This is a genomic window from Caulobacter segnis (genome assembly GCF_031454995.1).
GTDB lineage: Bacteria > Pseudomonadota > Alphaproteobacteria > Caulobacterales > Caulobacteraceae > Caulobacter > Caulobacter segnis_E.
The window spans coordinates 896700-922741 of sequence record NZ_JAVDRV010000002.1 but is presented as its reverse complement, the minus strand read 5'-3'; the positions used below and the strand labels follow the sequence as shown (position 1 = coordinate 922741).

General features: G+C 67.2%; 27 protein-coding genes. 13 read left to right on the top strand and 14 right to left on the bottom strand.

What is annotated here, in order from left to right; genetic code table 11:
* Positions 1-49 precede the first annotated feature (49 nt).
* From kdsA to J2728_RS10380, 6 genes are all read left to right on the top strand, one after another.
* Positions 50-916: a 3-deoxy-8-phosphooctulonate synthase gene (gene kdsA / locus J2728_RS10405; protein ID WP_309998858.1), complete on the top strand. Its 867-nt coding sequence runs from the start codon at positions 50-52 to the stop codon at positions 914-916.
* 3 nt (positions 917-919) lie between these two features.
* Complete coding sequence (gene rfaD, locus J2728_RS10400; protein ID WP_309998857.1) at positions 920-1921, top strand: ADP-glyceromanno-heptose 6-epimerase; 1002 nt, start codon at positions 920-922, stop codon at positions 1919-1921.
* 12 nt (positions 1922-1933) lie between these two features.
* Entirely contained in the window at positions 1934-3163 is a 1230-nt protein-coding gene (locus J2728_RS10395; RefSeq protein ID WP_309998854.1) for an FAD-dependent oxidoreductase, read from the top strand.
* 72 nt (positions 3164-3235) lie between these two features.
* Entirely contained in the window at positions 3236-4717 is a 1482-nt protein-coding gene (locus tag J2728_RS10390) for a hydroxymethylglutaryl-CoA synthase family protein (RefSeq protein WP_309998853.1), read from the top strand.
* 9 nt (positions 4718-4726) lie between these two features.
* A complete protein-coding gene (locus tag J2728_RS10385; protein ID WP_309998852.1) occupies positions 4727-5929 on the top strand; it encodes an acetyl-CoA acetyltransferase in 1203 nt (400 codons plus the stop codon).
* Between the two features lie 32 nt (positions 5930-5961).
* Complete coding sequence (locus J2728_RS10380) at positions 5962-7083, top strand: DUF3089 domain-containing protein (RefSeq protein ID WP_309998851.1); 1122 nt, start codon at positions 5962-5964, stop codon at positions 7081-7083.
* On the opposite strand, the gene J2728_RS10375 is transcribed toward J2728_RS10380, so the two are convergent.
* Positions 7066-7437: a DUF6285 domain-containing protein gene (locus J2728_RS10375; RefSeq protein WP_309998850.1), complete on the bottom strand. Its 372-nt coding sequence runs from the start codon at positions 7435-7437 to the stop codon at positions 7066-7068. The two genes, J2728_RS10380 and J2728_RS10375, sit on opposite strands and share 18 nt — an antisense overlap.
* Positions 7434-8399 carry a phosphotransferase family protein gene (locus J2728_RS10370; RefSeq protein WP_404979734.1) on the bottom strand — a complete coding sequence of 322 codons (966 nt, stop codon included), beginning with the start codon at positions 8397-8399 and terminating at the stop codon, positions 7434-7436. Before J2728_RS10370 ends, J2728_RS10375 begins: the two co-directional genes overlap by 4 nt.
* Positions 8400-8509: 110 nt before the next feature.
* Here J2728_RS10370 and J2728_RS10365 point away from each other — a divergent pair, with 110 nt between their 5' ends.
* Positions 8510-9454, top strand: coding sequence for a DUF808 domain-containing protein (locus J2728_RS10365; RefSeq protein ID WP_309998848.1), 945 nt, complete (start codon positions 8510-8512; stop codon positions 9452-9454).
* On the opposite strand, the gene recG is transcribed toward J2728_RS10365, so the two are convergent.
* The 6 genes from recG to J2728_RS10335 all read right to left on the bottom strand — a co-directional run bounded on the left by recG (position 9455) and on the right by J2728_RS10335 (position 15380).
* Positions 9455-11551 (bottom strand): ATP-dependent DNA helicase RecG, encoded by a 2097-nt coding sequence (gene recG, locus J2728_RS10360; protein WP_309998846.1) that lies wholly within the window; start codon positions 11549-11551, stop codon positions 9455-9457.
* A gap of 46 nt (positions 11552-11597) precedes the next feature.
* Entirely contained in the window at positions 11598-11900 is a 303-nt protein-coding gene (locus tag J2728_RS10355) for a hypothetical protein (protein ID WP_309998845.1), read from the bottom strand.
* An 82-nt stretch (positions 11901-11982) separates the two neighbouring features.
* On the bottom strand, positions 11983-12720 hold the full coding sequence (locus J2728_RS10350) for an amino acid ABC transporter ATP-binding protein (protein WP_309998843.1): 738 nt from the start codon (positions 12718-12720) through the stop codon (positions 11983-11985).
* Complete coding sequence (gene tcyL / locus J2728_RS10345) at positions 12717-13376, bottom strand: cystine ABC transporter permease (protein WP_309998841.1); 660 nt, start codon at positions 13374-13376, stop codon at positions 12717-12719. Before tcyL ends, J2728_RS10350 begins: the two co-directional genes overlap by 4 nt.
* 1 nt (position 13377) lies before the next feature.
* Positions 13378-14163: a cystine ABC transporter substrate-binding protein gene (tcyJ, locus tag J2728_RS10340; protein ID WP_309998840.1), complete on the bottom strand. Its 786-nt coding sequence runs from the start codon at positions 14161-14163 to the stop codon at positions 13378-13380.
* Between the two features lie 101 nt (positions 14164-14264).
* Positions 14265-15380: a beta-ketoacyl-ACP synthase III gene (locus J2728_RS10335; protein ID WP_309998838.1), complete on the bottom strand. Its 1116-nt coding sequence runs from the start codon at positions 15378-15380 to the stop codon at positions 14265-14267.
* 237 nt (positions 15381-15617) lie between these two features.
* Here J2728_RS10335 and J2728_RS10330 point away from each other — a divergent pair, with 237 nt between their 5' ends.
* The 4 genes from J2728_RS10330 to J2728_RS10315 all read left to right on the top strand — a co-directional run bounded on the left by J2728_RS10330 (position 15618) and on the right by J2728_RS10315 (position 18714).
* A complete protein-coding gene (locus J2728_RS10330) occupies positions 15618-16148 on the top strand; it encodes a porin family protein (RefSeq protein WP_309998836.1) in 531 nt (176 codons plus the stop codon).
* Positions 16149-16297: 149 nt separating this feature from the next.
* Positions 16298-16681 (top strand): hypothetical protein, encoded by a 384-nt coding sequence (locus tag J2728_RS10325; RefSeq protein WP_309998835.1) that lies wholly within the window; start codon positions 16298-16300, stop codon positions 16679-16681.
* Positions 16681-17601 (top strand): sterol desaturase family protein, encoded by a 921-nt coding sequence (locus tag J2728_RS10320; RefSeq protein WP_309998834.1) that lies wholly within the window; start codon positions 16681-16683, stop codon positions 17599-17601. The genes J2728_RS10325 and J2728_RS10320 overlap by 1 nt, the downstream gene beginning before the upstream one ends.
* Before the next feature lie 69 nt (positions 17602-17670).
* Complete coding sequence (locus J2728_RS10315; RefSeq protein ID WP_309998833.1) at positions 17671-18714, top strand: alpha/beta hydrolase-fold protein; 1044 nt, start codon at positions 17671-17673, stop codon at positions 18712-18714.
* Between the two features lie 2 nt (positions 18715-18716).
* Here J2728_RS10315 and J2728_RS10310 read toward each other — a convergent pair whose 3' ends face one another.
* On the bottom strand, positions 18717-19745 hold the full coding sequence (locus J2728_RS10310; protein ID WP_309998831.1) for an NUDIX hydrolase: 1029 nt from the start codon (positions 19743-19745) through the stop codon (positions 18717-18719).
* A complete protein-coding gene (locus tag J2728_RS10305; RefSeq protein ID WP_309998830.1) occupies positions 19708-20352 on the bottom strand; it encodes an HD family hydrolase in 645 nt (214 codons plus the stop codon). The genes J2728_RS10310 and J2728_RS10305 overlap by 38 nt, the downstream gene beginning before the upstream one ends.
* Positions 20353-20457: 105 nt before the next feature.
* Here J2728_RS10305 and J2728_RS10300 point away from each other — a divergent pair, with 105 nt between their 5' ends.
* Together J2728_RS10300 and J2728_RS10295 are read left to right on the top strand one after the other, a co-directional pair.
* Positions 20458-21270, top strand: coding sequence for a universal stress protein (locus tag J2728_RS10300; RefSeq protein WP_309998829.1), 813 nt, complete (start codon positions 20458-20460; stop codon positions 21268-21270).
* A 39-nt stretch (positions 21271-21309) separates the two neighbouring features.
* Entirely contained in the window at positions 21310-21684 is a 375-nt protein-coding gene (locus J2728_RS10295) for a hypothetical protein (RefSeq protein WP_309998828.1), read from the top strand.
* A gap of 4 nt (positions 21685-21688) precedes the next feature.
* Here J2728_RS10295 and J2728_RS10290 read toward each other — a convergent pair whose 3' ends face one another.
* The 4 genes from J2728_RS10290 to J2728_RS10275 all read right to left on the bottom strand — a co-directional run bounded on the left by J2728_RS10290 (position 21689) and on the right by J2728_RS10275 (position 25933).
* Positions 21689-22495 carry a hypothetical protein gene (locus J2728_RS10290; RefSeq protein ID WP_309998826.1) on the bottom strand — a complete coding sequence of 269 codons (807 nt, stop codon included), beginning with the start codon at positions 22493-22495 and terminating at the stop codon, positions 21689-21691.
* Between the two features lie 104 nt (positions 22496-22599).
* Positions 22600-23469 (bottom strand): AAA family ATPase, encoded by an 870-nt coding sequence (locus J2728_RS10285; protein WP_309998824.1) that lies wholly within the window; start codon positions 23467-23469, stop codon positions 22600-22602.
* A gap of 92 nt (positions 23470-23561) precedes the next feature.
* Complete coding sequence (pseH, locus tag J2728_RS10280) at positions 23562-24140, bottom strand: UDP-4-amino-4,6-dideoxy-N-acetyl-beta-L-altrosamine N-acetyltransferase (RefSeq protein ID WP_309998822.1); 579 nt, start codon at positions 24138-24140, stop codon at positions 23562-23564.
* Complete coding sequence (locus tag J2728_RS10275) at positions 24137-25933, bottom strand: tetratricopeptide repeat protein (protein WP_309998821.1); 1797 nt, start codon at positions 25931-25933, stop codon at positions 24137-24139. The genes pseH and J2728_RS10275 overlap by 4 nt, the downstream gene beginning before the upstream one ends.
* Positions 25934-26042 lie beyond the last annotated feature (109 nt).

Genomic DNA, 26042 nt, shown 5'->3' with positions numbered 1-26042 from the left:
GGGCCACCTCTTGGGCGCCCAAAGCCTCTAATACGTTGGAAGTATCGCCTTGGATCAGCCGCAAGCCGTCGCCCCCAACGCCGTCGTCGAGATCAAGACTCCGACCGGCGCGCCCGTTCGTATCGGCAATGGCGAGCGGCTGTCGATCATCGCCGGGCCGTGCCAGATGGAGAGCCGTCAGCACGCCCTGGAAACCGCCCATGCGCTCAAGGAGATGGCGCAACGTCTTAGCGTGGGGATGATCTACAAGACCTCGTACGACAAGGCCAACCGCACCTCGGTCAACGCGCAGCGCGGCATCGGCCTGAAGGACAGCCTGCCGATCTTCCAGGAGATCCGCGAGGTCACCGGCCTGCCGACCCTGACCGACGTGCACGAGACCAGCCACTGCCCGATCGTGGCCGAGGCGGTCGACGTGATCCAGATCCCGGCCTTCCTGTGCCGGCAGACCGACCTCCTGCTGGCCGCCGCCGCGACGGGCCGGGCGATCAACATCAAGAAGGGCCAGTTCCTGGCCCCCTGGGACATGAAGAACGTCATCGCCAAGGTGACCGGCGCGGGCAATCCGAACGTCATGGCGTGCGAACGCGGCGTCTCGTTCGGCTACAACACGCTGGTCAGCGACATGCGCTCGCTGCCGATCATGAAGGAGATCGGCTGCCCCGTCGTGTTCGACGCCACCCACAGCGTCCAGCAGCCGGGCGGGCAGGGAACCTCCTCGGGCGGCCAGCGCGAGTTCGTGCCGGTGCTGGCCCGCGCCGCCGTGGCCGTGGGCGTGGCCTGCGTCTTCATGGAAACCCACCCCGATCCGGACAAGGCGCCGTCGGACGGCCCGAACATGGTGCCGATGAGCCAGTTCGAGGCGCTGGTCGCCAACCTGCTGGAGTACGACGCCCTGACCAAGCGCGCGGCCTAAGCCATGAGCCGGCGTATCGTTCTCGTCACCGGCGGGGCCGGCTTCATCGGCTCCAACATCGTCGCGAAGCTTTGCGAGGACCCCGCGCTGGACGTCGTGGTCTGCGACCGCCTGCGGGACGCGGCCAGCGGCAAGTGGCGCAATATCGCCAAGCACCCGATCGCCGACTTCGTCGCCCCCGAGCAGCTGTTCGACTGGCTGGCCAAGCGCGGCGCCGAGGTCGAACTGATCGTCCACATGGGCGCGGTGTCCTCGACCACCGAGACCGACGCCGACAAGATCGTGCAGTCCAACTTCGTGCTGTCGCGCGATCTGTGGGACTGGTGCGCCCTGCACGGAAAGCGCCTGATCTACGCCTCGTCGGCGGCGACCTATGGCGACGGCGCCCTGGGCTTCGATGGCAAGGACGACCTGGCGTCGCTGAAGGCCCTGCGACCGCTGAACGCCTACGGCTGGTCCAAGGCCCTGTTCGACATCCACGCCGCCCGCGAGGCCGCGCGTGGCCGCGCCCCCGCCCAGTGGGTCGGCCTGAAGTTCTTCAACGTCTATGGCCCGAACGAGGACCACAAGGGCGGCATGAAGTCGGTCGTGGCCCAGATCTGGCCGCGTATCGCGGCGGGCGAGGGGGTGAAGCTCTTCAAGTCCCACAACCCCGACTACGAGGACGGCGGCCAGCTGCGCGACTTCGTCTATGTCCGCGACGTGGTCGACGTGGTGGCCTGGCTGGCCAAGAGTCCGGCCGTCAACGGCGTCTTCAACCTGGGCTCGGGCCAGGCCCGGTCGTTCCGGGACCTGGCGGTGGCGACGTTCGAGGCGGTCGGCCGCCAGCCGGACATCACCTATATCGACATGCCCGAGGTGCTGCGCGGCAAGTACCAGTACTACACCCAGGCCGACATGAGCCGCCTGCGCGCCGCCGGTTACAACGCGCCGATGACCTCGCTGGAGGACGGCGTCGCCGACTATGTGGCGGGCTACCTGAACACCGACGATCCCTACCGCTGACGGGAGGACGCCTTGCCAGAGCCGATCCGGGTCCAGTGCTGTATCGTTGGCGGCGGTCCGGCCGGGGTCATGGTCGGGCATCTTCTGGCGCGCGCGGGCGTCGAAGTGTTGGTGGTGGAAAAGCACGGCGACTTTCTACGCGATTTCCGAGGTGACACCGTCCATCCTTCAACGCTGCAGGCGATGGCCGACCTTGGACTGCTCGACGACTTCCTGAAGCTGCCTCACACCGAGGTGAGCGCGCTGTCCGCGGAGGTCGGTGGCGCGATCGTGCCGTTAGCCGACTTCCGGCATCTGCCCACCGCCGCTAAATTCATCGCCTTCATGCCGCAGTGGGATTTCTTGAGCTTTCTGGTCGAGCGCTCTCGCCGTTTCGCCGGCTTCAAGCTGCTCATGGACGCCAGGGCGACGGACATCGTGTCGGCCGACGGACGGATCGTCGGCGTGCTGGCCGAAACCCCCGATGGGCCTGTCGAAGTGCGTGCGCGGCTGGTGATCGCCGCCGATGGGCGCGGCTCGATCGTGCGCGAACAAGCAGGCTTGGAAGTCCGGGACCTCGGCGCGCCGATGGACGTGCTGTGGATGCGGCTGTCGCGCAAACCCCAAGATCCCCCGGACGCGCCGCTCGGCAGGATCAGTCAAGGGCGCATGTTCATCAGCATCCCGCGCGAGGGCTACTACCAGTGTGGCTACGTCGCGGCGAAGGGCGGTTTCGCGGCGATCCAGGCGGCCGGGATCGATGCTTTCCGTCGCGAAGTCGCCAGCGCGGGGCCCGCGATCGCCGATCGGGTCGACGAACTGAAGAGTTTCGACGACGTTCATCTGCTGACGGTCAAGGTGGATCGCCTGAAGCGGTGGTGGCGACCAGGCTTGCTCTGCATCGGCGACGCAGCCCACGCCATGTCGCCAGTCGGGGGCGTTGGCATCAACCTCGCCATTCAAGACGCCATCGCCGCCGCTAATCTGCTTCACGACGTCTTCGACAAGGGTGACACCGCGCTCGACCGCCGGGTGGAAGCGGTTCAGGCGCGTCGAGAACCCGCGGTGAAGCTCGCGCAGGCGCTCCAGGTCTTCGTGCAAAGGCGCCTGATCAGCCGGGTTCTACGCGCCGAAACCGTCAAGCCGAACCTGGCGTTCAAGGCCTTCGGCTGGTTTCCGGTTCTGCGCCGCTTGCCGGCCCGGGTCATCGGCATGGGCTTCAGGATGGAACGGATGCGCTCACCGGAGGCGGGGGGCGCTTGACGAAGCGGCAGGGTTGAACGCCGCCGACGCCAGGGCCTAGGCTCGCTCCAGAAGAACAACAGGGAGCGAAACATGGTCGGCATCGCCGCCTGGGGCGCCTATGCGCCGCGTCTTCGTCTGAGCCGCAAGGCCGTGACCGAGGCCAACGCCTGGGTCGCGCCGAACCTCAAGGCCAAGGGCAAGGGCGAACGGTCCATGGCCAATTGGGACGAGGACGCCCTGACCATGGCGGTCGAGGCGGCGCGCGACGCGCTGGGCCCCGACGACGACCGCTCCAACATCGACGCCCTCTATTTCGCCTCCACCACGGCGCCGTTCGCCGATCGGCTGAACGCCGGGATCGTCTCGGCCGCGTTGACGCTCGAGAAATCGATCGCCGCGACCGACGTCACCGGCTCGCAGCGCTGCGGCCTGACCGCCCTGGCCCAAGCCCTGTCCGCCGTCGCTGGCGGCGGGACAAAAGCGGCCCTGGTCACCGCGGGTGAGCATCGGAGGGCCCGCGCCGCTTCGGCCCAGGAACTGGACTTCGGCGACGGCGCGGCGGCCTTCGTGGTCAGCGAAGGTCCGGGCGCGGCCGAGCTCCTGGGAAGGGGCAGCGTCACCGACGACTTCGTCGATCACTTCCGCGGGGACGACGGCGGCTTCGACTACTATTGGGAGGAGCGCTGGATCCGTGACGAGGGTATCGTCAAACTAGTCCCTCCGGCGATCATGAAGGCGCTTGAAGTTTCTGGCATAAGTGCCCATCAAGTCGACCATTTTTGCTTTCCATCTACCTTTTCTGGCATGGCCGCGAGCGTGGCCAAGGCCGTGGGGATCAAGGCCGAGGCGGTGCGTGACAATCTCGCCGCCGTGATGGGCGAGGCGGGCTGCGCGCACGGTCCGATGATGTTGGCGCACGCGCTTGAAAACGCTCGTGAAAACGAGGTGATCCTCGTGGCTCAATTCGGACAGGGCGCGGAAGCCCTGGTGTTCCGCGCCACGGGACAAGGCCGTCGCCCCGCGCGGGGCGTCACCGGTTCGCTCGCCGATCGAAAAGAAGAGACCAACTACCTGAAATTCCTGACCTTCAATGGCCTTGTCGAATGGGACAAGGGCATGCGGGCCGAGAAGGACAACAAGACCGCGCTGACGACCCTCTACCGCAACGAGGACATGATCCTGGGCCTGGTCGGCGGCCGCTGTCGCGAGACCGGCGTCGTCCAGTTTCCGCGCACCCGCATCTCGGTCGCGCCGAACAACCCCGCCGTCGACACTCAGGAGCCCTACAAGTTCGCCGAACGCCGCGCGAGCATTCTGAGCTACTCGGCTGATTACCTGACCTTTTCCATGTCGCCGCCGAACCACTACGGCATGGTCGTGTTCGAGGGCGGCGGGCGGATCATGATGGATATCACCGACGTCGCGCCGGGCGATGTCGAGACCGGATTGCCGGTGCGTATGGTGTTCCGCATCAAGGAGGTCGACGAGAAGCGCGGCTTCGTTCGCTATTTCTGGAAGGCGACGCCGGATCGCGCCGCCGTGGCCAACAGCACCGCCCAGGCGGCGGAATAGGAGGCGAAGATGCCGCAAGGGATCCGGGACAAGGTCGCCATCCTCGGGATGGGCTGCAGCAAGTTCGGCGAGCGCTGGGACGCCGGCCCTGACGACCTGATGGTCGAGGCCTATCTGGAAGCCATGCAAGACGCCGGGATCGAGCCTACCCAGCTCGACGCGGCCTGGTTTTCGACCCACATCGACGAGATCGGCTCGGGCAAGGGCGGCACGCCGCTGTCGATCGCCCTGCGCCTGCCCAACATCGCGGTGACGCGGGTCGAGAACTTCTGCGCCTCGGGCTCGGAAGCCTTCCGGGGCGCGGTCTACGCCGTGGCGGCCGGCGCGGCAGACATCGCCCTGGCGGTCGGCGTCGAGAAGCTGAAGGACACCGGTTATGGCGGCCTGCCGGTCGCCAATCCCGGCACGCTGAGCCCGCAGGTGATGCCGAACGGCTCGGCCCCGGGCAACTTCGCGCAACTGGCCAGCGCCTATCGGGCCAAGCACGGCGTGTCCAAGGATGACCTGAAGCGCGCCATCGCTCACGTCTCGGTCAAGAGCCACGCCAACGGCGCCAAGAACCCCAAGGCCCACCTGCGCAAGCCGATCACCGAGGAGCAGGCCCTGAACGCGCCGATGATCGCCGAACCGCTCGGCCTGTTCGACTGCTGCGGGGTCTCGGACGGCGCCGCGGCCGCGATCGTCACGACGCCCGAGATCGCTCGCGCGCTCGGCAAGCACGACCTTGTCACGGTCAAGGCGCTGCAGCTGTCGGTCTCCAATGGGTACGAAAGCCAGTACAACGGCTGGGACGGCAGCCACTTCCACACCGCCCGCATCGCCGCCGGCAAGGCCTACAAGGAGGCCGGCATCGAGCGCCCGCGTGAACAGATCTCGATGATGGAGGTCCACGACTGCTTCTCGGTCACCGAGCTGGTGACGATGGAGGACCTGTTCATCTCGCCGGAGGGACAGGGCTGGCGCGACGTGCTGGACGGCTTCTACGACGCCGACGGCGGGGTGCCGTGCCAGATCGACGGGGGCCTCAAATGCTTCGGCCACCCGATCGGCGCCTCCGGCCTGCGGATGCTCTACGAGATGTACCTGCAGCTGCAGGGCCGCGCGGGCGAGCGCCAGTTGGCCAATCCCGTCTTCGGCATGACCCACAACCTGGGCGGCGCGCCGGCGAGCAATGTTTGCTCTGTCGCGATCATCGGCCAGGAAGGGGCTTAATTCCGTCCGGCGCTTGATGTACCGAGAGGCTCATGGCTCTCAAAGGCTTCAAGCGCTGGATCTTCGCGGGCGTCGTCCTGTTCCTGGCGCTGATCCTGTCGGCGGCCTTTTTCTGGCGCTATGACATCCTCAGTAACGCCCTGGATCCCAAGGTCCCGTTCCTGACCTATCACCCGCCGCCGGCGCCGGACTACGGCAAGCGGGAGTCCTGGGCCCTGCTGCCGCGCCACCCAGAAGCCGTTCCGCCCGCTGATCGACCCGTCGACGTGTTCTTTGTCCATCCGACGACTTTCGACGGTGGGCGGGATTGGAACGGCGGCATCGACCAGCCCAAGGCGGCGCGGTTCCTGTCACGGGTGGTGCTGCCCAACTATGCCGGACCGTTCGATCGCGTGGGCCGCATTTTCGCGCCGCGCTATCGCCAGGCCAGTCTCTACACCTACCTGACCCTGCGAGACGACGCCCGCGAGGCGAGGCGCTTCGCCTATGGCGACGTGCTGCAGGCCTTCCGCGCCTATCGCGTCCGCTATGGCCCGGACCGGCCGTTCATCGTCGTTGGCGTGGAGCAGGGCGGCTCGCTGGCGGCGCGTCTTCTCAGCGAAGAGATCGCCGCCAAACCCGAGCTGAAGCGCCGGCTCGTCGCGGCCTATCTGATCGAGACACCCGTTCCTGCGGACGAATATATGCCGACCGCGCCGTTGCCGGCCTGCGATCGCAGGGCGCGGGCGGGATGTGTCGCCGCCTGGATCTCGGCGCCGGAAGGCGACTTCCAGCGGGTGCAGGAGGTGATCGGGCGCTCTTTGATCTGGGATCGCTCCGACCAGCTGGTGAACCTCGAGGGCCGCGCGCCGCTGTGCTTCAACCCACTTCTGGGCGGGACCTCGCTGGAGCGGGCGCCGGCGCGGCTGAACCTCGGCGCCGCCAACGCCACGGGGCTCGACTGGGGCGCTCGCCCTCCGTTCCTGCAGCGCCAGGTTTCGGCCCGCTGCGAGAACGGGATCTTGCGCACCAGCAAGCCGAAGTCGAGTTCGCTGCGCGATAACGGCTCGTGGGCCGACCGTCGCAAGGTCGACGCCTTCAACCTGTTCTACGCCGACCTCGAAGCGGATGCTCTGGAGCGCGCCAAGGTCGCGGTCTCAGCCGGAGGCCAATAGCGCCTCCAAGCCGCCGTAGGTCGGCTGGTCGATCGTAATCTGTCCGATCGCCGTGGCGCGCAGGTGCGCGAGAAGCTCCGGATCGATGGGCGCTAGGCGGCCGTTCCGCAGCGCCTCGCAGAGTTCGGCGTTCAACGCGGCGAACTCGCCGTCGCGCCCGAGCAGCGCCTTGAGCCGCTCGGTCGCCTCGGCCTCTAATCTCGCCCCGTGCTCGGCTTCGCGCGCCACCGTGGCGCGGGCGTTGTCGGCGACGCGAGCGAGAAAGACATGGCGGGCGTCGCCCGGCGCGGCGGGCCCGACGTCGAAGGCGGCGATGGCTTCGGAAAGCTCGGCGGCGGTCGGATGGCTGATCATGCGGCCTCCATCAGGGCGACGAGGTCTATTTCGGTCTCGCTGGTCCGCCGGCCGATCATGGCGCGCTCGATCGACCGATCCGCGCCGGCCGCGAAGCTCTGGTACATCATCAGGCACATGACGCCCCATTTCAGGGAGCCCAGCGCCTGCCAGAACCTCACGCGTTCCAGCGAAATGTCCTCGCCGTGGCCGGTCAGCAGGTCGGCATAGTCGCCAAAGCCGCCGACGGGCTTTCGCCATTCGCCGAAGCGCCAGGAATTGACGCACATCCAGCCCAGGTCCTCGGCGGGGTCGCCAAGGTGCGCCAGCTCCCAATCCAGAACGCCGACCAGGCCCAGATCTGGATGGATCATCAGATTGCCATTGCGGAAGTCGCCGTGGACCAGCACGGGACGTTCGGGCGGCGGCGGGGCGATGCTTTCCAGCCAGCGGAAGGCCGCCTCCAAGATCGGTCGCTGGGCGCCCATCTGCCGGTAGAGTCCTTCGTAGCGCGCCAGTTCGCCCCGGGCGTCGGAGGTGGCGAGCGGCGGCAAGCCCTCGGTCGGAATGGCGTGGATCCGGGCCAGCACCTCGCCGCAGCGGCGCGCCAGGCCCGGGCGAATGTTGGCGAAAGCTTGGTCCCGGACGATGCGGCGACCCAGGGTCTCGCCTTCCAGGCGGCGCATGACATAGGCCTCGCCGAGGCCATCGTTGGGTTCGCAAACGCGAATGACACGGGGAGCGGGCGCGCCGGTCGCATCGGCGGCGCGGATCAGGGCGGCTTCGCTGGCGAGCGGCAAGGCGGTGTCTCTGGGTAGGGCGCCATCGGGCCGCCGACGCAGGATCAGCGGCGTCCCGTCGTCCAGGTCGAACGCCCAGGTCTCCAGGCTGGCGCCGCCCGACAGTCGGCGGGCGTCGCGGGCGCTTGTCGCGGCGGGCGACAGGCGTGGGGCGAGGCGGTCCAGGGCGGCGGCGACATCCATGGCGAGCCAGCTTCCAGCCTTGACCCGGCGTCAGGCAAGAGGTCCTCGTCTTTACGACGAGCCCGGCGCGCCTTAGGCACGGACTCTCCTTTTGCTGTTCAGGATCACCCATGCCCTCCGGTCTCGCCGCGCTGCTCGATGACGTCGCCGGTATCACCAAGCTGGCCGCCGCCTCGCTGGACGACGTGACCGGCGCGGCTGGCAAGGCTGGCTCCAAGGCCGTGGGCGTGGTGGTCGACGACACCGCCGTGACGCCCGGCTACGCCATGGGCTTCACGCCCGACCGCGAGCTCCCGATCGTCTGGAAGATCGCGCTGGGCTCGCTGCGCAACAAGCTCCTGTTCCTGCTCCCCGGCGCCATGCTGCTGTCGGCGTTCGCGCCGTGGGCGGTGACGCCGATCCTGATGTGCGGCGGCGCCTATCTCGCGTTCGAGGCCACCGAGAAGATCCTGGAGGCCTTCACCCCTCAGCATGAGGGCGAGGCGATCGAGGAACTGGCGCTGAGCGGGCCTGAACTCGAAAAGCAGAAGGTGGCCGGCGCCATCCGCACCGATTTCATCCTGTCGGCGGAGATCATGGCCATCGCGCTGGCCGACGTCTCCGACAAACCGCTGGCCATCCAGGCTGGCGCCCTGGCCCTGGTCGGCGTGCTCCTGACTATCGGCGTCTACGGCGTCGTCGCCTTGATCGTGAAAATGGACGACATCGGCCTGCACCTGTCGCGCGGCAAGGTTCAGAGCCTGCGCGGCTTCGGCCGGGGTCTGGTCAAGGCCATGCCGTGGACCATGGAGGCGCTGACGGTGATCGGCACGGCGGCCATGCTGTGGGTCGGTGGCGGCATTATCGTCCACGGCCTGGAGCACTTCCACCTGACGCCCGTGCCGCGCTGGGTCGAGGGCTTCTCGCACTGGGCCGGTCAGGCGCCCGGAGTCGGGGCGGTGACGGGTTGGCTGGCTTTCGCGCTCGGCTCGGCGGTCGTGGGTCTAGCGATCGGCGGCGTCCTGGCCGGCGTTATGCACCTCTGGCATCACCGCAAGGGCGCGGCGGCGCACTAGTTAGCCCGCTTCGTTCAGCGACGAGGCCGGCTTCCAGTCGAACAGCTCCTGCAGCATCCGTAGCGCCTGGCCGCGCGGCGAGGTGAGCTCGGGGTCGCGCGCCAGGATGAGCCGGGCGTCGTCGGCGGCCACGGCGATCAGGTCGCGGTGCGCGACGGGATCGGCCAGGCGATAGGCGGGGAAGCCGCTCTGCTTCAGGCCCAGCGGATCACCGCCGCCGCGCAGCTCCAGATCCTTCTCGGCGATCTCGAAGCCGTCATCGCTGCGGCGCAGGATGTCGAGCCGCTTCTGGGCCACGTCCGACAGCGGCGGATCGTAGAGCAGCACGCAGGAACTCTCGCGCGTGCCCCGGCCGATACGGCCGCGCAGCTGGTGCAGCTGGGCCAGGCCGAAGCGGTCGGCGTGCTCGATGACCATGATGCTGGCGTTGGGCACGTTGACCCCGACCTCGACGACCGTGGTGGCGACCAACACGCTGACCTCGCCGTCGACGAAGCGCTGCATGACCGCGTCCTTCTCGGCCGGCGGCATCTGGCCGTGCACCAGGCCAACGCCGGGCAGATGCCGGGCGAGGTCGGCGGCGCGGTCCTCGGCCGCGCGCAGGTCGACCTTGTCCGACTCCGAGACCAGGGGGCAGATCCAGAAGGCTTGGGCGCCGCCGGCGATCGCCGCGCGCAGGCGCTCGACGATCTCGGGCACGCGCGGGGTCGGCGCGGCGCGAGTGGCGACGGGCGTGCGGCCGGGCGGCTTTTCGTCGATGCGAGAGACGTCGAGGTCGCCGAAGACGGTCAGCTCCAGGGTGCGCGGAATGGGCGTGGCCGACATGGCCAGCAGATGGACTCCCCAGTCGACGTCGGGAGGGCCCTTGTCCTGCAGGCGCCGGCGCTCGTTGACGCCGAAGCGGTGCTGTTCGTCGATGATGGTCAGGGCCAGGGACTTGAAGGTCACATCGTCTTGGAAGAGGGCGTGGGTGCCGACCGCGATGTGGTGAGTCCCGTCCGCGAGACCGGCGAGCTTGGCCGCGCGACTCGCGCCCTTGTCGCGCCCGGTCAGCAGGATCACCGACAGGCCCAGCGTCCCCAGCGGCGCGGCGATGGTCTCGAAGTGCTGGCGGGCCAGGATCTCGGTCGGCGCCATCAGGGCCGACTGCAGGCCAGCGCCGGCCGCGTCGGCCATGGCCAGCATCGCCACCACGGTCTTGCCCGAGCCGACGTCGCCCTGAAGCAGACGGCTCATCCGTTCGCCTGAGATGAGGTCTCCGCGGATTTCGGACAGGCTTCGAATCTGGGCGCCGGTCAACTTGAAGGGCAGGGCTTTCTCCGCCGCCTCGGACAGCGGTCCCGCGGGAATCAGCGGGCCGGGATATGACCGCCGCGCGGCCTTGCGTTGGGCCAGGGCCAGCTGGTGGGCCAGGAGCTCGTCATAGGCCAGGCGTCTGCGAGGGCGGGCCAACGGCGACAGGTCGGCTTCGCTGGCCGGGGCATGCAAGGCGGCAAGCGCCTCGCGCCATTCCGGCAGGCGCTCGCGCTCGCGCCAGGCCGCGTCCTGCCACTCCGGCAGCTCGGGGGCGCGCTCCAGCGCCTCCAGGGCGAATTTGCGGAAGGTGCGCGAGGGCAGGCCGGCGGTGGCCGGATAGACCGTCTCGACCTCGGGAATGTCGCCCGCGCGCTCCTCGGCGACGATGTAGTCGGGGTGAGCGATCTGGAGCTCGGAGGCGAAGCCTTCCGGGCGCTCGACCTTGCCGCTGACCGCCCGCCGCGCGCCCTTGGGGTGCTGGCGCTCCAGGTGCGGGCCATGACCCTTGAACCAGATCAACGTCAGGAAGCCTGTCCCGTCCCAGGCGCGAATCTTCCACGGGTGCCCCAGGCGATGCGGCGGCTGGTGGACGTCGATCGTCACGACGAAGGTCTGCGCCTGGCCCTCGATCGCCTGGTCGACCGTCGTGACGCTTCGGCGAATCAGGCCCGTGGGGGCGGTGAACAGCACGTCGCGCACGATCGGCCCGGCCAGCTTCTCGACCAGCGGCGCGACGCGGGGGCCCACGCCCTTGAGCGTGGACACCGAGGTGAACAGGGGGAAGAGAATCTCCGGGCGCATCGTTCACGACCTTAGCCGCGTCCGCGCCCGGCCGCAGCCTTCAGCCTCAGTCGGCCTTGTTCATGACCGGCTGCAGGGCGATCACGATGTCGGAATATTCGTCCGCCCGCGAAGCGCCCGAGACGTTGAGGCGCGTGTAGAGCCACGTCGCGCCGTGGCGCGCATAGGCTTCAGACCAGCGGTTCTTGGCGTCGATGAGGTTGTTGGCCTCGCCCGCGAAGACCACGGTCCCCTTGGAGTCCAGATAAACGTAATTGCCGGCGATGGTGGTCGCCGGGTCGCCATTGTCGGCGAGCTTGTAACGATAGACGGCGCCCGAGGCGCCCTTGAGTTCGATGTAAGGCTTCACGCTGTCCTCGCCATGGGAAACACTCGGCGTAGACGCACAGGTCGTGAAGCGTCCCGTGGGCCAAATTATGGCTACCAAAGAACTACCGCAACACGCCCGATCTGGCCAGGAAACGCCGCGTCCGCTCCTCGCGCGGCGAGGCGAGAAGCGAGCGTGAAGGTCCTTGCTCCACGATCACGCCGCCGTCCATGAAAATCGTGCGGTCCGCGACATCTCGCGCGAAATCCATCTGGTGGGTGACGATGACCATGGTCCGGCGTTCGACCGCCAGATCCCGGATCACCGCCAAGACCTCGCCGACCAATTCGGGATCGAGGGCCGAGGTCGGCTCGTCGAACAGGATGACCTCGGGATCCATGGCCAGCGCCCGGGCGATGGCGCAGCGCTGCTGCTGACCGCCCGACAGGGCGGCCGGGTAGGCGTTGGCGCGATCCGAAAGGCCCACCTTCTCCAGCAGAGACAAGCCCTTGGCGCGCGCTTCGGCCGGCGAGGCCTTGCGAACGACGATCGGGCCCTCGATCACGTTCTCCAGCGCCGTCCGGTGCGGGAAGAGGTTGAAGCCCTGGAAGACGAAGCCGACCCGGCCGTTCAGGGTCTTGGCCAGCGGCGTCTTGCCGCCGGCGGTGACGCCCGCGATGGTCAAGTCTCCGCCATTCAGCGGCTCCAAGCCCGCCAGGCAGCGCAGCAAGGTGCTCTTGCCCGACCCGCTGGGGCCGATGATCGCCACCACCTCGCCGGGCGAGACGGTCAGGTCGACGCCCGCCAGCACCGGCGTGTCGCCAAAGCTCTTCCTCAGGCCCTTGGCGTCGATCGCGCTCATCGACGGCCCTCCGAGGCGCGGCGCTCCAGGCGGTGCTGGCCGGCCGCCAGCACGGTGGAAACGACCCAGTAGATGGCCGCAGCGGCCAGATACATCGTGAAGATCTCGTAGGTGCGCGCGGTGATCAGCTGGGTCTGGCGGAACAGCTCCGGCACCTGGATGGTCGCGGCCAGCGAGGTGTCCTTGACCAGGCTGATGAAGCTGTTCGACAGCGGCGCGACGGCGGTTCGGGCGGCCTGCGGTAGGATCACGCGTCGCAGCGTCTGCCCGCGGCTCATGCCCAGGACGGTCGCGGCTTCCCACTGGCCCTTGTCCACGGCGGCGATGGCGCTGCGCAGGATCTCGCAGGCATAGGCGGCGACGTTCAGCGAAAAGCCGATGCCGGCGGCCGCCAGGGCCGGCATCTCGATTCCGAACTGCGGCAGGCCGTAATAGATCAGGAACAGCTGCACCAAGAGCGGGGTGCCCCGGAACGCCGAGACATAGACGGCGGCCGGCCAGCGCAACAAAGGCGACCGTGACAGGCGCATCAGCGCCAGGCCAAAGCCCAGCACGACGCCGACGCCCATGCCGATGACACTGAGCAGGACGGTGTAGCCCGCGCCCTTCAGCAGCAGCGGCGCGGACTGGCGCAGGAGATCAAGGCCCGTATCCATCCTATCGGGTGACGTCCATGCCGAACCATTGCTGGGACATCGCCGAAAGCTTGCCGCTGGCGCGCAGGGCGTCGATCGCCTGGTCGATGATGACCTTCAGCGCCGCGTCCTTCTTCATGGCCACGCCCGCGCCCTGGGCGGCGAACGGCGGGCCGGAGGCGACGAACTCGGGCGAGGTCTTGACGAAGTCGGCGGCGACCAGGCGGTCGTTCAGCACGGCGTCGATGCGGCCCGCCTTCAGGTCCTGGTACTTGGTCGGATCGTCGTCATAGGTGCGCGCGTCGGCCGTCGGCACATTGGCGCGCAGCCATTGCTCGTAGTTGGTGCCCAGACCCACGCCGACCTTCTTGCCGGCCAGCTCCTCGGGCTTGCTGGGGCCTGGCTTGGCCTTCAGGGTGATGATCTGGATGCCCGAGATCGTGTAGGGCTCGGAGAAGTCGTACTTGGCCTTGCGGTCGGGCGTGATGGTGATCTGGTTGATCACGACATCGACGCGGCCGGACTCCAGGGCGCCCAGGAGACCCGCGAACGGCGCGGGGCGAAACTCGGGTTTCAGGCCCAGTTGCGCGGCCAGCGCCTTGGCGAAATCCACCTCGAAGCCGGTCAGCTGGCCATCGGCCCCCTGGAAGTTGAACGGCGGATAGGTGCCTTCCAGGCCGATGCGAAGGGTTCCGGACGCCTTGATCCGCTCCCAGCCGCTGGCGTCTTTGTCTGGCTTCTTGCCGCAGGCGGCCAGCAGGGCGAGGCCTAGGCCGGAAACAACGGCGCGGCGGGCGGGGAATCGCATCGAACGGGACCCTTGGGCGGAATACTCTCGCGCAGTTCTATACGGGCGCGCGCGGTTCGCCAGTCCGAACGCGCGCCGCGACCTCGCGAGACGTCAGACGTCTAACGCTTGCGCACGAACACCGTCCCGGCTGAATAGCCGGCGCCGAAGCTGCAGATCAGGCCAGTGTCACCTGGCTGGAAATCGTCATTGGCCGTGTGGAAGGCGATGATCGAGCCGGCCGAGCTGGTGTTGGCGTATTCGTCCAGGATGATGACGTTCTCGCCCGGGGCCGGATCACGCCCCAAGACCTTGCGACCGATCATCTCGTTCATGTTGATGTTGGCCTGGTGCAGCCACAGGCGCTTCAGCGTCGAGGGATCGACGCCCAGATCCCGGGCGTGGTCGATGATCATCTCGCTGACCATCGGCACCACCTCGCGGAACACCTTGCGGCCTTCCTGGACGAACAGCTTGTCCTTGGCGTCGACCCCTTCGGGCGCGGCGCGGTTCAGGAAGCCGAAGTTGTTGCGGATGTTGTTGGAGAACTGAGTCTTCAGGCGCGCGCCCAGGATCTCCCAGCCGTCCTTGGCCTGGTCGGCGTCCTCGACGATCACGGCCGTCGCCACGTCGCCGAAGATGAAGTGGCTATCGCGGTCCTTGAAGTTCAAATGGCCCGAGCAGATCTCGGGATTGACCATCAACACCGCCTTGGCGCTGCCGGTCGTGACGAAGTCGGCGGCGGTTTTGATGCCGAAGGTCGCCGACGAGCAGGCGACGTTCATGTCGAAGGCGAAGCCCGCGATGCCCAGGGCCTGCTGAATCTCGATGGCCATGGCCGGGTAGGGGCGCTGCATGTTCGAGGCGGCGCAGATCACCGCGCCGATCTCGCTGACAGGCTTGCCCCAGCGTTCGATCGCCTGCTTGGCGGCCTCGACCGCCATCTCGGCCAGGATCGAGATCTCGTCGTTCGATCGCTCGGGAATGATCGGGCGCATGATTTCGGGATCGATGATCCCGGTCTTATTCATCACGAAGCGCGACTTGATGCCCGAGGCCTTCTCGATGAACTCGGGCGAGGAGGGCGCGAGGGCGACGACCTCGCCGGCCGCGATGGCCTCGGCGTTGGCGGCGTTGAAGCGCTCGACATAGGTGTTGAAGGCTTCGACCAGCTCGGCGTTGGAGATGCTGTGGGGCGGGGTGAACAGCCCCGTGGCGGCGATGACGGCTTGCGGCAAGACGACGGTCCCGATGATACGCGCGAGCCTCGTCCCGTCTGCGGGCGGGCTCGCGTTCTGACGTTTGTTTGACGCCGTAGATAGCATGGAAGACGGCCGCGTCATCCAGCGCCTTTTCCACTTCGACACGCAATGGCCCCAAACGCGACCGTGAACCGCCGCATGCCCGCCGCGTTATCCGCTTAGCCCTAGGCTGGCTGAGGGAGCAAAGAGTAAGCGTAGAATAGGAGTATAACAATGAAGACTCTCATCGCTGCCACCCTGGTCGCTGGTTCGGTCGTCGCGGCCCCCATGTTCGCTCAAGCGCAGAATTCGACGGACGTCTATGGTTCGGTCAACTATGGCCAAACTCGGACGCGTGGCGCGGACACCGGCGCTATTCAAGGGCGCGTCGGCGCCAAGTTTACGCCTAATTTTGGCGTCGAGGGTGAAATCGCCGGCGGCGTCGATGGCGACACCGTCTATGCGCCCGGCGCGTCCAAAGTGAAGATGGAGCATCAGGCCGCCGCCTACGCGGTTGGCTATCTGCCCGTGACTCCTAATCTCGACCTACTGGCGCGCGTCGGTTACGGCACCACCAAGTTCAGCGCCAAGAACCCCGCCGCGACCGATTTCGACGGCAGCCGCGAGAGCTGGAACTACGGTGTCGGCGCCGAGTACAAGTTGGACGGCAAGAACGGTATCCGCGCGGACTGGACCAAGTCCGAATACACCAAGAGCGACCTGAGCTCGAACACGGTGTCGGTCGGGTACGTGCGTCACTTCTAGCCCCTGATCACGAGATTCGCGGAGAGCGGCGCGTCCCTAGGGGCGCGTCGTTTTCTTTTGGCCAGAAAGGCTGAGCCTGGACGGCTTGACGCCGGCCCTGCGCGCCCTCCAATCTAAACGGTAATAAGATAAAGGGAGGCGCGTCGGTCTTGGATAAGGCGCTGTTGATTCAGCTGGGGGGCTCGGTCGTGGCCGTCGCCCTGCTGGTGGCGGTCGCGGCCTGGTTGGGCGCGGCGCGGCCCACGCCGCCGCTCGACGCCGAGGCCGCTCGAGCGCTGTTGGCCCAAGAGTTTCCCGATCAAACGCCAAGCGCCATCTGGATCGCCGCCGATGGCGCGGGCCTGATCGCGCGCTCCAATGACGAAGCGCTGGTCATCTGGCGACGCGGCGACAGCTATGTGGCTCGGGAAGCGCCCTGGAGCGCTGTCGCGGCTGTTCGTCCGCGCGATGGGCGTCTTTCCCTCCGCGTGGGCGATGGCCGCCCCGTCTTCGCCGTGATCGACGACGCCTGGCCGCCGAAGGAGCTCGCCTGATGCTGACCGCGCCCTTCGATCCCGTTCAGCTGGCGATCCCGTTCTTCGTCCTGGCCATCGTCCTCGAAATCCTGCTCGGCCGGTTCGGCAAGGCCAAGGCGAACTACGAGACCCGGGACACCGCCATGTCGCTGACCATGGGCCTGGGCAGCACCGTGGCGGGTATCCTGTTCGGCGGGGTGGTCTTCGCCGCCACGGTCTGGGTCTGGAACCACCGGATCTTCACGATCCCGATGACGGCGGTCTGGGCTTGGATCGCGGTGTTTCTGCTGGAGGACCTGACCTACTACTGGTTCCACCGCATCGCCCATGAGCGAAGGATCTGGTGGGCCAGCCACGTCAATCACCACACCTCGACCCACTACAATCTCTCGACCGCGCTGCGACAGACCTGGACGGGCGGCGTGGCGGGGACGTGGCTCCTGTGGCTGCCGCTGTCGTTCGTCGGCTTCCCGCCGGCCATGGTGGCGATCCAGAAGGGCGTCAGCCTCGTCTATCAGTTCTGGATCCATACCGAGGCGATCAAGCGCATGCCGCGCTGGTTCGAGGCGGTGTTCAACACGCCCTCGCACCACCGCGTGCACCACGCCCGCAACGCCCGCTATCTGGACGCCAACTACGCCGGCATCCTGATCATCTGGGACAGGCTGTTCGGCACCTTCATTCCGGAAACCGACGAGGAGCCCTGCCGCTATGGCACGGTCAAGAACCTCGGCAACTTCAACCTGCTGCACAACGTCTTCCACGAATGGATCGGGATCGGCCGTGACGTAGCCGGGGCCAAGTCGCCGCGCGAGGTGATTGGCTACGTGTTCGGTCCGCCCGGCTGGAGCCCCGACGGCTCGCGCGACACTTCCCAGACGCTGAAGGCCAAATGGCGGGCGCGGACCGAGCGCGAGACACAAGCGCCGCCGCAATAAAGCCTTACTGCGCCGTGCTGATCTTGGGTTGAGTGGCGTTCTCCCCCGAAGCTTGCACGGAGCGTTCCGATGCCTCGGTTCCTGGGCCTGCTGCTGGCGGGCCTGTTCGTCGTCATGTCCGCGCCGGCCGCGCGAGCGGAAGTGCGCGATTTCACCGTCGCTTCCAAGGCGTTCGAGGGCAATAAGCTGGGTCTTAGCGGCCAACGGCGCGTGCGGGTCTATTTGCCCGCCGACTACGAAACCTCCGGCCGGCGCTATCCGGTGATCTACTTTCTGCACAACCTTTTCGAGGACGAGAAGGTCGCCTTCGATCGGGACGGCTTCGCCACGCTGCTCGACCAGGCGATCGCGGCCAAGGCGATACCGCCCGTCGTCGTGGTGGCGGCTGATTTCAGCACGCCGCTGGGCAGTTCGATCTACACCAGCTCGCCGGTGACGGGGCGGTGGGACGATTTCCTGGCGGTGGAGTTGGTGGGCTGGACCGACAAGACGTTCCGCACCCTGGCGCGGCGCGACAGTCGTGGTCTCGCGGGAGATCGGATGGGAGGATACGGCGCGATCGCGATGGGCATGCGTCATGCCGACGTGTTCGGCGCGGTCTATGCGCTGCATCCCGTCGGCGCGGGCCCCGGCCTGCAACCGATGTTGTCACGGCCGAACTTCGCTCGGCTGCAGAATGCCAAGTCGCTGGACGATCTGAAGGGGGATGGGTTCTCGCAGCTGTTCACCGCGATCTTCCAGGCGCATCTGCCCAATCCCGACAAGCCGCCGCTCTATGTCGATCTGCCGGCGCGAGAGGTGGGCGGCAAGCTGGAGATCGACACGCGGCAAGTCGCGCGGCTTTTCGAGAGTTTCCCCCTCGATCGCCAGGTCCAGCGGCACGCGGACGCCTTGAAAACCCTGCGCGGTCTGAAGTTTGATTGGGGCCGCAACGATCCCAACCCCGACCACGTCATTTCCGATCAGGCCCTGTCGCGCATGCTGACCGAGTTCGGCGTGCCGCACGAGGCCGAGGAATATGTCGGCGGTTGGGGCGATCGTACGTGGGGCGAGACCGGGCGGGTTTATACCGCCATGCTCCCGTTCTTCGCCCGCACCCTGGTGGTGGACTAGGCCTAGTCGCGCAACAGCGGCAGGGAAAGCCCCGTCGCCTGGCGCGTGGCCAGCATTTCGCGCCGAAAGCGGAACAGCTCGGCGGGCCGCCCGCCGGTCTCCGCGTCGAGGCGACCCAGGCCCTCGACAAGCTCCTCGCGCTCGACCACGCGGCGGAAGTTCTGCTTGTGCAGCGGCACGCCAGCGATCGCCTCGACCGTGCGCTGCAGGGTCGACAGCGTGAACTCCTCGGGGGTCAGCTCGAAGACGACGGGGCGATACTTGATCTTGCCCCTCAGGCGCGAGAGGCCCGTGGCCAGGATCCGCCGGTGGTCGGAGATCATCGGCTCGCCCAGCGCCGCGGACAGCGCCTCGGGCTCGGCCGGGTCGTGGCCATCGGCGCGGGCGCGGTCGCGGGCGGCTTCGGGCGCCAGGCCCGCTTCGTAGAGCAGTTCATACCGCTCCAGCACGCGCTCCTCGTTCCAGGGCGCGCCGTCCAAGGCGAAGGCCAGGCGGGCGCGCGACCACTTGCCGGCGTCGTCCCCGGCCCAGCGGCGCAGGGCGGGCGCGATCGCTTCGTCCAGCAGGGCGGGGCGGCCGGCGCGCCAGTCTTCCCAGGGGAAGAAGCGGCTCCACGGCGCCCAGGCGGTGTCGGGCGCGTCGGTGTCGACGGCCTTGGGCGTCAGGCCCAGATAGCCGACCGAGACCACGCGCGCCGCGCCGGCCCCGACCTCGGCGCGCGGGGCGTCGCGGCCTTTGTCGCCAAAGGTGTAGAGCTGCTCCACATAGCCCAGCTGGAAGCGCGTCTGGGCGGTCACGAAGGCGCGCAGGCCCAGCTCGAAGGTGCGGTGCGCCTCGGGATCGAACGGGCCGAAGGGGAGGCCCGAGAGCGGAGACGCGACATCGGTGACGGCGTCATGCGGTCTCACGGTCAGGACGACGGCCTCGCCGTCGCGGATCGCGACGACCACCGCCGAAAGACCGATGACGACCGAGATGCTCATCGCCCGCCCATCATTCGGTCTCGAACGCCGCGCCTGGAGCGGATTCATAGCCCGCCGCGCGGGACAGCACGTGGAACCGCTGCACATAGCGCGCCTGGGCCTCGAACGGCGGCAAGGGCGTGATGTGGAGATCGTAGCCCGCCGGCGGCGCCCCGAAGATCTGCAGGGACTCGCCATGCTCGAAGCCCGCCAGCTGGGTGGCCTCGAAGAAGGCGCAGGCGCGGTCGGCCTGCTTGATCAGCTTCTTGATCGGGGCCGGGGTCTTGGGCGGCAGGCCGAAGCGGATATGGATCGCGTCCTCGAGCCTCGCCTCGAAATCCTTGTAGCTGACGCCCAAAGCGGCCTTGAACGGGCTGATCATGTCGCCGATCACGTATTCGGAGGCGTCGTGGAGCAGGGCGGCCAGGCGCCAGCGCGGCTCGAGATCGGGCTTGATGTGGGCGGCGATCTCCTCGACCACCAGGCTGTGCTGGGCGACCGAGAAGCCGTGTTCGCCGACCGTCTGGCCGTTCCAGCGCGCGACGCGGGCCAGGCCGTGGGCGATGTCCTCGATCTCGATGTCCATTGGCGATGGATCGAGCAGGTCGAGACGACGCCCCGAGAGCATTCTTTGCCACGCGCGGGGGGCTTTGCCCTTGTGCAGCCCTTTGGCCACGAGATCGTTCCTCAAGGTGAAGGTGGTTGACTGACCTATCGGTTGAGAAAGATCAATGAGACTGTCGCCGTCATCTGTGGAAATGCCCCTAAAGGGAGTTCGATCATGAGCTGGGCGAGAATAATGGTTCCCCTCGCGGGAACCGCGCACGACCAAGCCGTCGCGCAATCGGCCGCGAAGCTGGCTGCCGCTTTCCAGGCGGAACTGGCTTGCGTCCACGCGCCGGCCGACATGGCCGATCTCATGCCGTGGATGGGCGAGGGCTTCATGGGCGGCGTGCAGGTCACGGCCCTCGAAAGCCTGAAGGAAGCCGCCCAGGAAGGCGCCAAGGCTTGCACCAAGGTCGCCGCCGAGGTCGCCTATCCCCATACCCGGGTGATCAGCCTGGAGTCGCCAGTCTGGGCCGGGCTGGCCATGGAGGGGCGGCTGTCCGACGTCATCGTTTTCGACGACGCCGCCGCGCGCGGGCGCGGCCCGCTGGCCGAGGCCTTCCAGCAGTTGGTCGCGGACGAGCAGCGGCCGACCCTGGTGGCCCGTCCGGGCTTCAAGGTCGACGGCGTGGCCATGGTCGCCTGGGACGGCGGCAAGGAAGCCAGCCGCGCGATGCGGACGTCGCTGCCGTTGCTGCAGAAGGCGTCGTCGGTCGTCGTTGTGGGGGCGCCGTCTGCATCGTCCCGCGCTTTCGAGCTGGAGCGCCTGGTCGCTTTCCTTGCCGCGCGCGGCGTCAAGGCGACGGCCAAGGTTCTGGAGGGCTCGGGCGACGCTGGCGGACTCTTGCTGAACGCGGCGCGCGACACCGGCGCGAACCTGCTGGTGGCCGGCGCGTTTGGTCATCCCCGGCTGCAGGAGTTCATTTTCGGCGGGACCACGCGGACGCTGCTGAACAGCGATGGTCCGTCGCTGTTCCTCTCGCACTGATCTCTGCTCAACCATAAAAAAAGAAAGGGAGACGACCGCATGTCTCTTTCGCGCATCGTTCTGCGCCTGGCGCGCAACCCCGGCACCGAGTTCGCCGGCGGCGACGACCATCGGGGCTACGCCCTGACCGCGCCGCTGACCGAGGACGGCCACATCGACGAGCACGCCTTCTCCAAGGCCAAGGGCGAGTGCGGCGTGCGTCGCTTCGCGCCGGACGAGGACGCCGTGGACGGCCGCTTGAACCGCCGCGGGGCGCTCTGGTTCTTCGACTATGACAACACCGATGACTCCGACGACGAGCCGGTGCACCGCCTGGGCGAGCACCGCTTCGCGCTGGGCGAATATGTCACTGTCACCGACGAGGATGGCCGCCCGCTGACCTACAAGGTGATGGAGGTCACCCCGGTCCAGTAAGGGCTCAGCCGCCCACGTTGTGGCGGACCAGGGCCTTCATGTCCTTGAACAGGTCATGGTCGTCGGTGTCGCGGGTCTTGGCCTTGACGACGGCGACGGCCAGCGGCCCGCCCTTGGGTCCGCGCGCCTCGTAGCCGGCCAGGCGGAAGCCCTTCGGGGCCTTGTCGTTGGCCAGGATCAGGGTCGAGCGCACGTCGTCGCCCCCCTTTTTCGCCCGAATCTCCGCGCCGCCGTCAGAGGCCCGGATCGCGACATTTCCGTCGCCATGCTCTTCGTCGGCCGTGATGTTGACGAGGCCCTTGCCCTCGTCGCTCTTCCCGCTGACGTTCTTGTTGACCTTCACCTCGGCCGCGCCGCCGTCGCTGTTGATGGTCAGGTGGCCGATCCGGATATCCGCGCTGTCGCCGTGCGCGTCGATCGAGACGCCCGGCAGGTGGATGCTGGCGTGATTCTTCTCGCCCTTGGCGTCGTGCGGCGGCTTCGGCGTGGGCGGCGGCGGGGGCATGACGCCCTTCAACTCGGCCTCGATCGGCGAAAGGGCGGCTTCCGCGTCGCCTCCGGTGAAGCGCACCAAGCGCAGATCGACCGAGGCGATGGGCGACTGGTAGACGCAGGACTGTCCGTCGGCGGCGACCGACACGCGCCGCAGCGCGCCTTGTTTTTCAGGGCAATCGAGACGATCGATGACCCGCAGGGGCTGGCGTAGGCTCAGGTGGCGTTCTCGCGGCTCCTCGGCGCGATGGCAGGCCGACAGGGCCGTGGCCCCAACGCCGATCAGCAGCGCGGTCGCGAGCCATTGAGAACGATGCATGATACCCCCGGGGATGCTTCCCTTGTCGCGCGGAAGGTGGTCGCGCGTCCGTCGCGCGTCCAGTGAAATCCGAGTAACGCCGATCCGATCGCGGGGAGGGGCGTCTACTGTCCCGGGCGCGCGCCCGAGCCCTCGCGACGGGCCAGGAATGCCAGGCGCTCGAACAAGTGCACGTCCTGTTCGTTCTTGAGCAGGGCGCCATGCAGCGGCGGGATCAGCTTGGTGGGATCCTTCTCGCGCAGGACCTGCTCGTCGATGTCCTCGACCAGCAGCAGCTTCAGCCAGTCCAGTAGCTCCGAGGTCGAGGGCTTCTTCTTCAGGCCCGGCACCTTGCGCATGTCGTAGAAGATGCGCAGCGCCTCGGAGACCAGCTTCTGCTTGATGCCTGGGAAGTGGACGTCGACGATCGCCTGCATCGTCTCTTCCTCGGGGAAGCGGATGTAGTGGAAGAAGCAGCGGCGCAGGAAGGCGTCCGGTAACTCCTTTTCGTTGTTCGAGGTGATGATCATCACCGGCCGGACCTTGGCCTTGATGGTCTCGCCGGTCTCGTAGACGAAGAACTCCATGCGATCGAGCTCCTGCAGGAGGTCGTTCGGGAACTCGATGTCGGCCTTGTCGATCTCGTCGATCAGCAGCACGGGGCGCTGTTCGCTCTCGAACGCCTCCCAGAGCTTACCCTTCTTGATGTAGTTCTTGACGTCCTTGACCCGCTCGTCGCCCAGCTGGCTGTCGCGCAGGCGGGTGACGGCGTCGTACTCGTAAAGGCCCTGCTGGGCCTTGGTCGTCGACTTGATGTGCCAGGTGATCAGCGGCGCGCCCATGGCCTTGGCGACTTCATAGGCCAACACCGTCTTGCCGGTGCCCGGCTCGCCCTTGATCAGCAGGGGACGTTCCAGGGCCACCGCGGCGTTCACCGCGACCTTCAGGTCCTCGGTCGCCACGTAGTCTGAAGTGCCTTCAAAGCGCTGGCTCATGCCCATCTCCGCCGGAAACGACTCCGGTTCGAACAGTTGTTCAAATCGAGCCGTTCAAACTACCGGCGCGCTCGCGCTTGGCAAGGGGGGGCTTAAAGCGGGGTTTCGAGGGCGATCTCGGAGAAGCCCTTGGCGAGAAGTCGCCGGCGTAGCGAAGGCCTTTCGTCTCGCCACGCCTCGGCCAACAGGCCAAGGCCGATCACGTCCGTGGGTTGGCCCCGCTTGACGACGTGGGCGCGCAGCAGCGCCTCCCGTTGGAATCCGCTGGAGAGATGGGAGGCGAGGGCGGCCTGGTTCGTCGCCAGCACCTCGGACCAGAGTTTCCGCAGCCCAAGCGGGCCAAAGGCATGATCGGCGATCTTGAATTCGGCGAAGCCGCCCACGCCCTGTCCGCGCGCGCTTTCCTCGGCGATGTAGCGGGCGATGGTCCCGCGACCTTGGACGGGATCGATATCGACCAGGCTGGTCAGGCCGACCGGCGCCCCCTCCAGCAGGATGATCCAATCGCGCCGCCGGGGATTTTCAGCCAGGCCGTCGAACCAGCGGTCATGCTCCTCGCGCGTGATCAAATGATCGGAGTACATGAAGGCGGCGACCTGGGGGCTGTTGCGCCAGGCCAGCAGGCGCTCGCGATCGCTCGCGTCGACGGGCCGCAGGCCGGCGATGATCATTTTTCGCTAGCGACCTTCTTGGCCAGGGCTTCGGCGATCTGGTCGAGCGCGGGGCTCCACTCGCCCATGATCCGAGGTGAAAAGACGCGCGCCTGGGGGTACCAGGGATAGTAATCGCTGCCGAGCTTGGTCCACACCTCGGGGGCGGTGAGCAGCCAGATCGGCGCGCCCGTCGCCCCGGCTAGGTTCGTCGTCGCGTTCGAGAAGCCCACGATCAGGTCGACCGCGGCGCAAAGCGCGGTGACGTCGTCAAGGTCCTGCTTGAGATCGATTCCAGGCATCTGACGGATATCGATCCCGAACTCCTGTTTCGCGTGAGCGATCTCTTCGGCGCAATCGCCATATTGCAGGTTGATGAACGTCACGCCGGGCGTTTCCAGCACGGGGCGCCACGCTTCGAAGGGCGAAAACTGTCGGGCGCGTTCGGAATTCAGCTTCAAGCTCTTCCAGAGCAGTCCGACCTTGGGCGCTGGCCCCAGCTTGTCGAGCTCGGCCTTCCAGTGCGCGACCCGATCCGGGTCGGGCTTCAGATAGGAGGTGGTTTTCGGGAAGGCGTCGAGCGAACCGCGCAGGGGAAGGAGAAACGCGCCCAGCGGGGCCCAATAGTCGAACCGTTCCCAGTCGTTGACTTCCGGCGCCGCGCGATACACGCGGCCCTCGTACTGGAAGGTGCGGTGCACCGTGACCTCGACATTTGGAAACGAGCGCTCGAACAGCGGAACCAGGCGCCGTTCGACCGCCAAGGTCAGCGAGCCGTCCGGGCCCAGCCGATCCAAGATGTCGGGCAGCATGTTCGCGAACGCCACCTCGTCGCCCAAACCCTGTTCCGCGCAGATGAACAGTGATTTCCCCTCGAGGTCCTGCCCCGACCAGAGCGTTCCGGGAATGTGGAAGTGGGGCGCTTCCGTGAGGTCTGGCGACAGGCGACCTTCGTAACCCTTCCAGCCCTCCTCGAGCCGGCCCAGCGACAAGGACATGGTCGCGCGGGCGAAGCGCATGATCGCCGCGTCCATCGCGGAGTCCGGACGATTCAGGGCGCGATCGATATCGGAAATGGCCCCTTCGATGTCGCCCATGTCCGATTTGGCGAAGGCGCGATTGTGCCAGGCCTTGCTATAGTCCTGGTTGAGACGCAGGGCTTCGTCGAAGAAGACGAGCGAGCCCGTGGGATCGCCCGTGTTGCAGACCACCGTGCCCAACGTGTTCCAGAGCGCCGGCGATTCGGGGTGGGCGGAGATCGCTTCCTTCAACACCTCGATCGCTTCGGCCTCGCGGTTCAGCTCCCGGAGCGCGCAGGCGAGGTTGTTGGAGGCTTCGATATTGTTCGGCTGAGCGATGCGGAAATGCGCGAAGAAGCCGACGGCGAATTCGGGCATGTTCATGCGAAAGGCCAGACGGCCCAGGTCGCCCGCGACGGCTCCGTGGTCGGCGAGCAGTTTCAAGGCCGCGTCGTAAGCCCGCAGGGACGAGCCATAGTCGCCCAGCTTCTCTCGGGCGATCCCCAGGATATGCCAGGCCACGCCGAGCATCTGGTCCTTTTTCAGAAGCTTCAGCGCCAATTTTTGGGCGAGCTGGAACTCATTGTTGTGGACCGCCGTGATCGCGCGGCTCAAAGCCTTGGCGTTCTCGATGTTCTTGATCTGCTGAGTGGCCTGCTTGAGACGCTCGAGCGACTCCGTCGAGGCCGCGTCACCGATGGCGCCCGCGATCTGTCCCACCTGAAGCGGCGCCGCGCCAACGTCGGGCTGGGCCAAGGCGCTGACCGACGTTTCAAGGGCGCTTTTTCGGGACATGGACCAAACCTCGGACACTGCTGTTAACTATGTTTTGAGGCGTTATGCTTAATTGAGTCCTAAGTGCCTGTTTACGGTCTTTAAGGATACCGGCAAGACCGCGTTAACC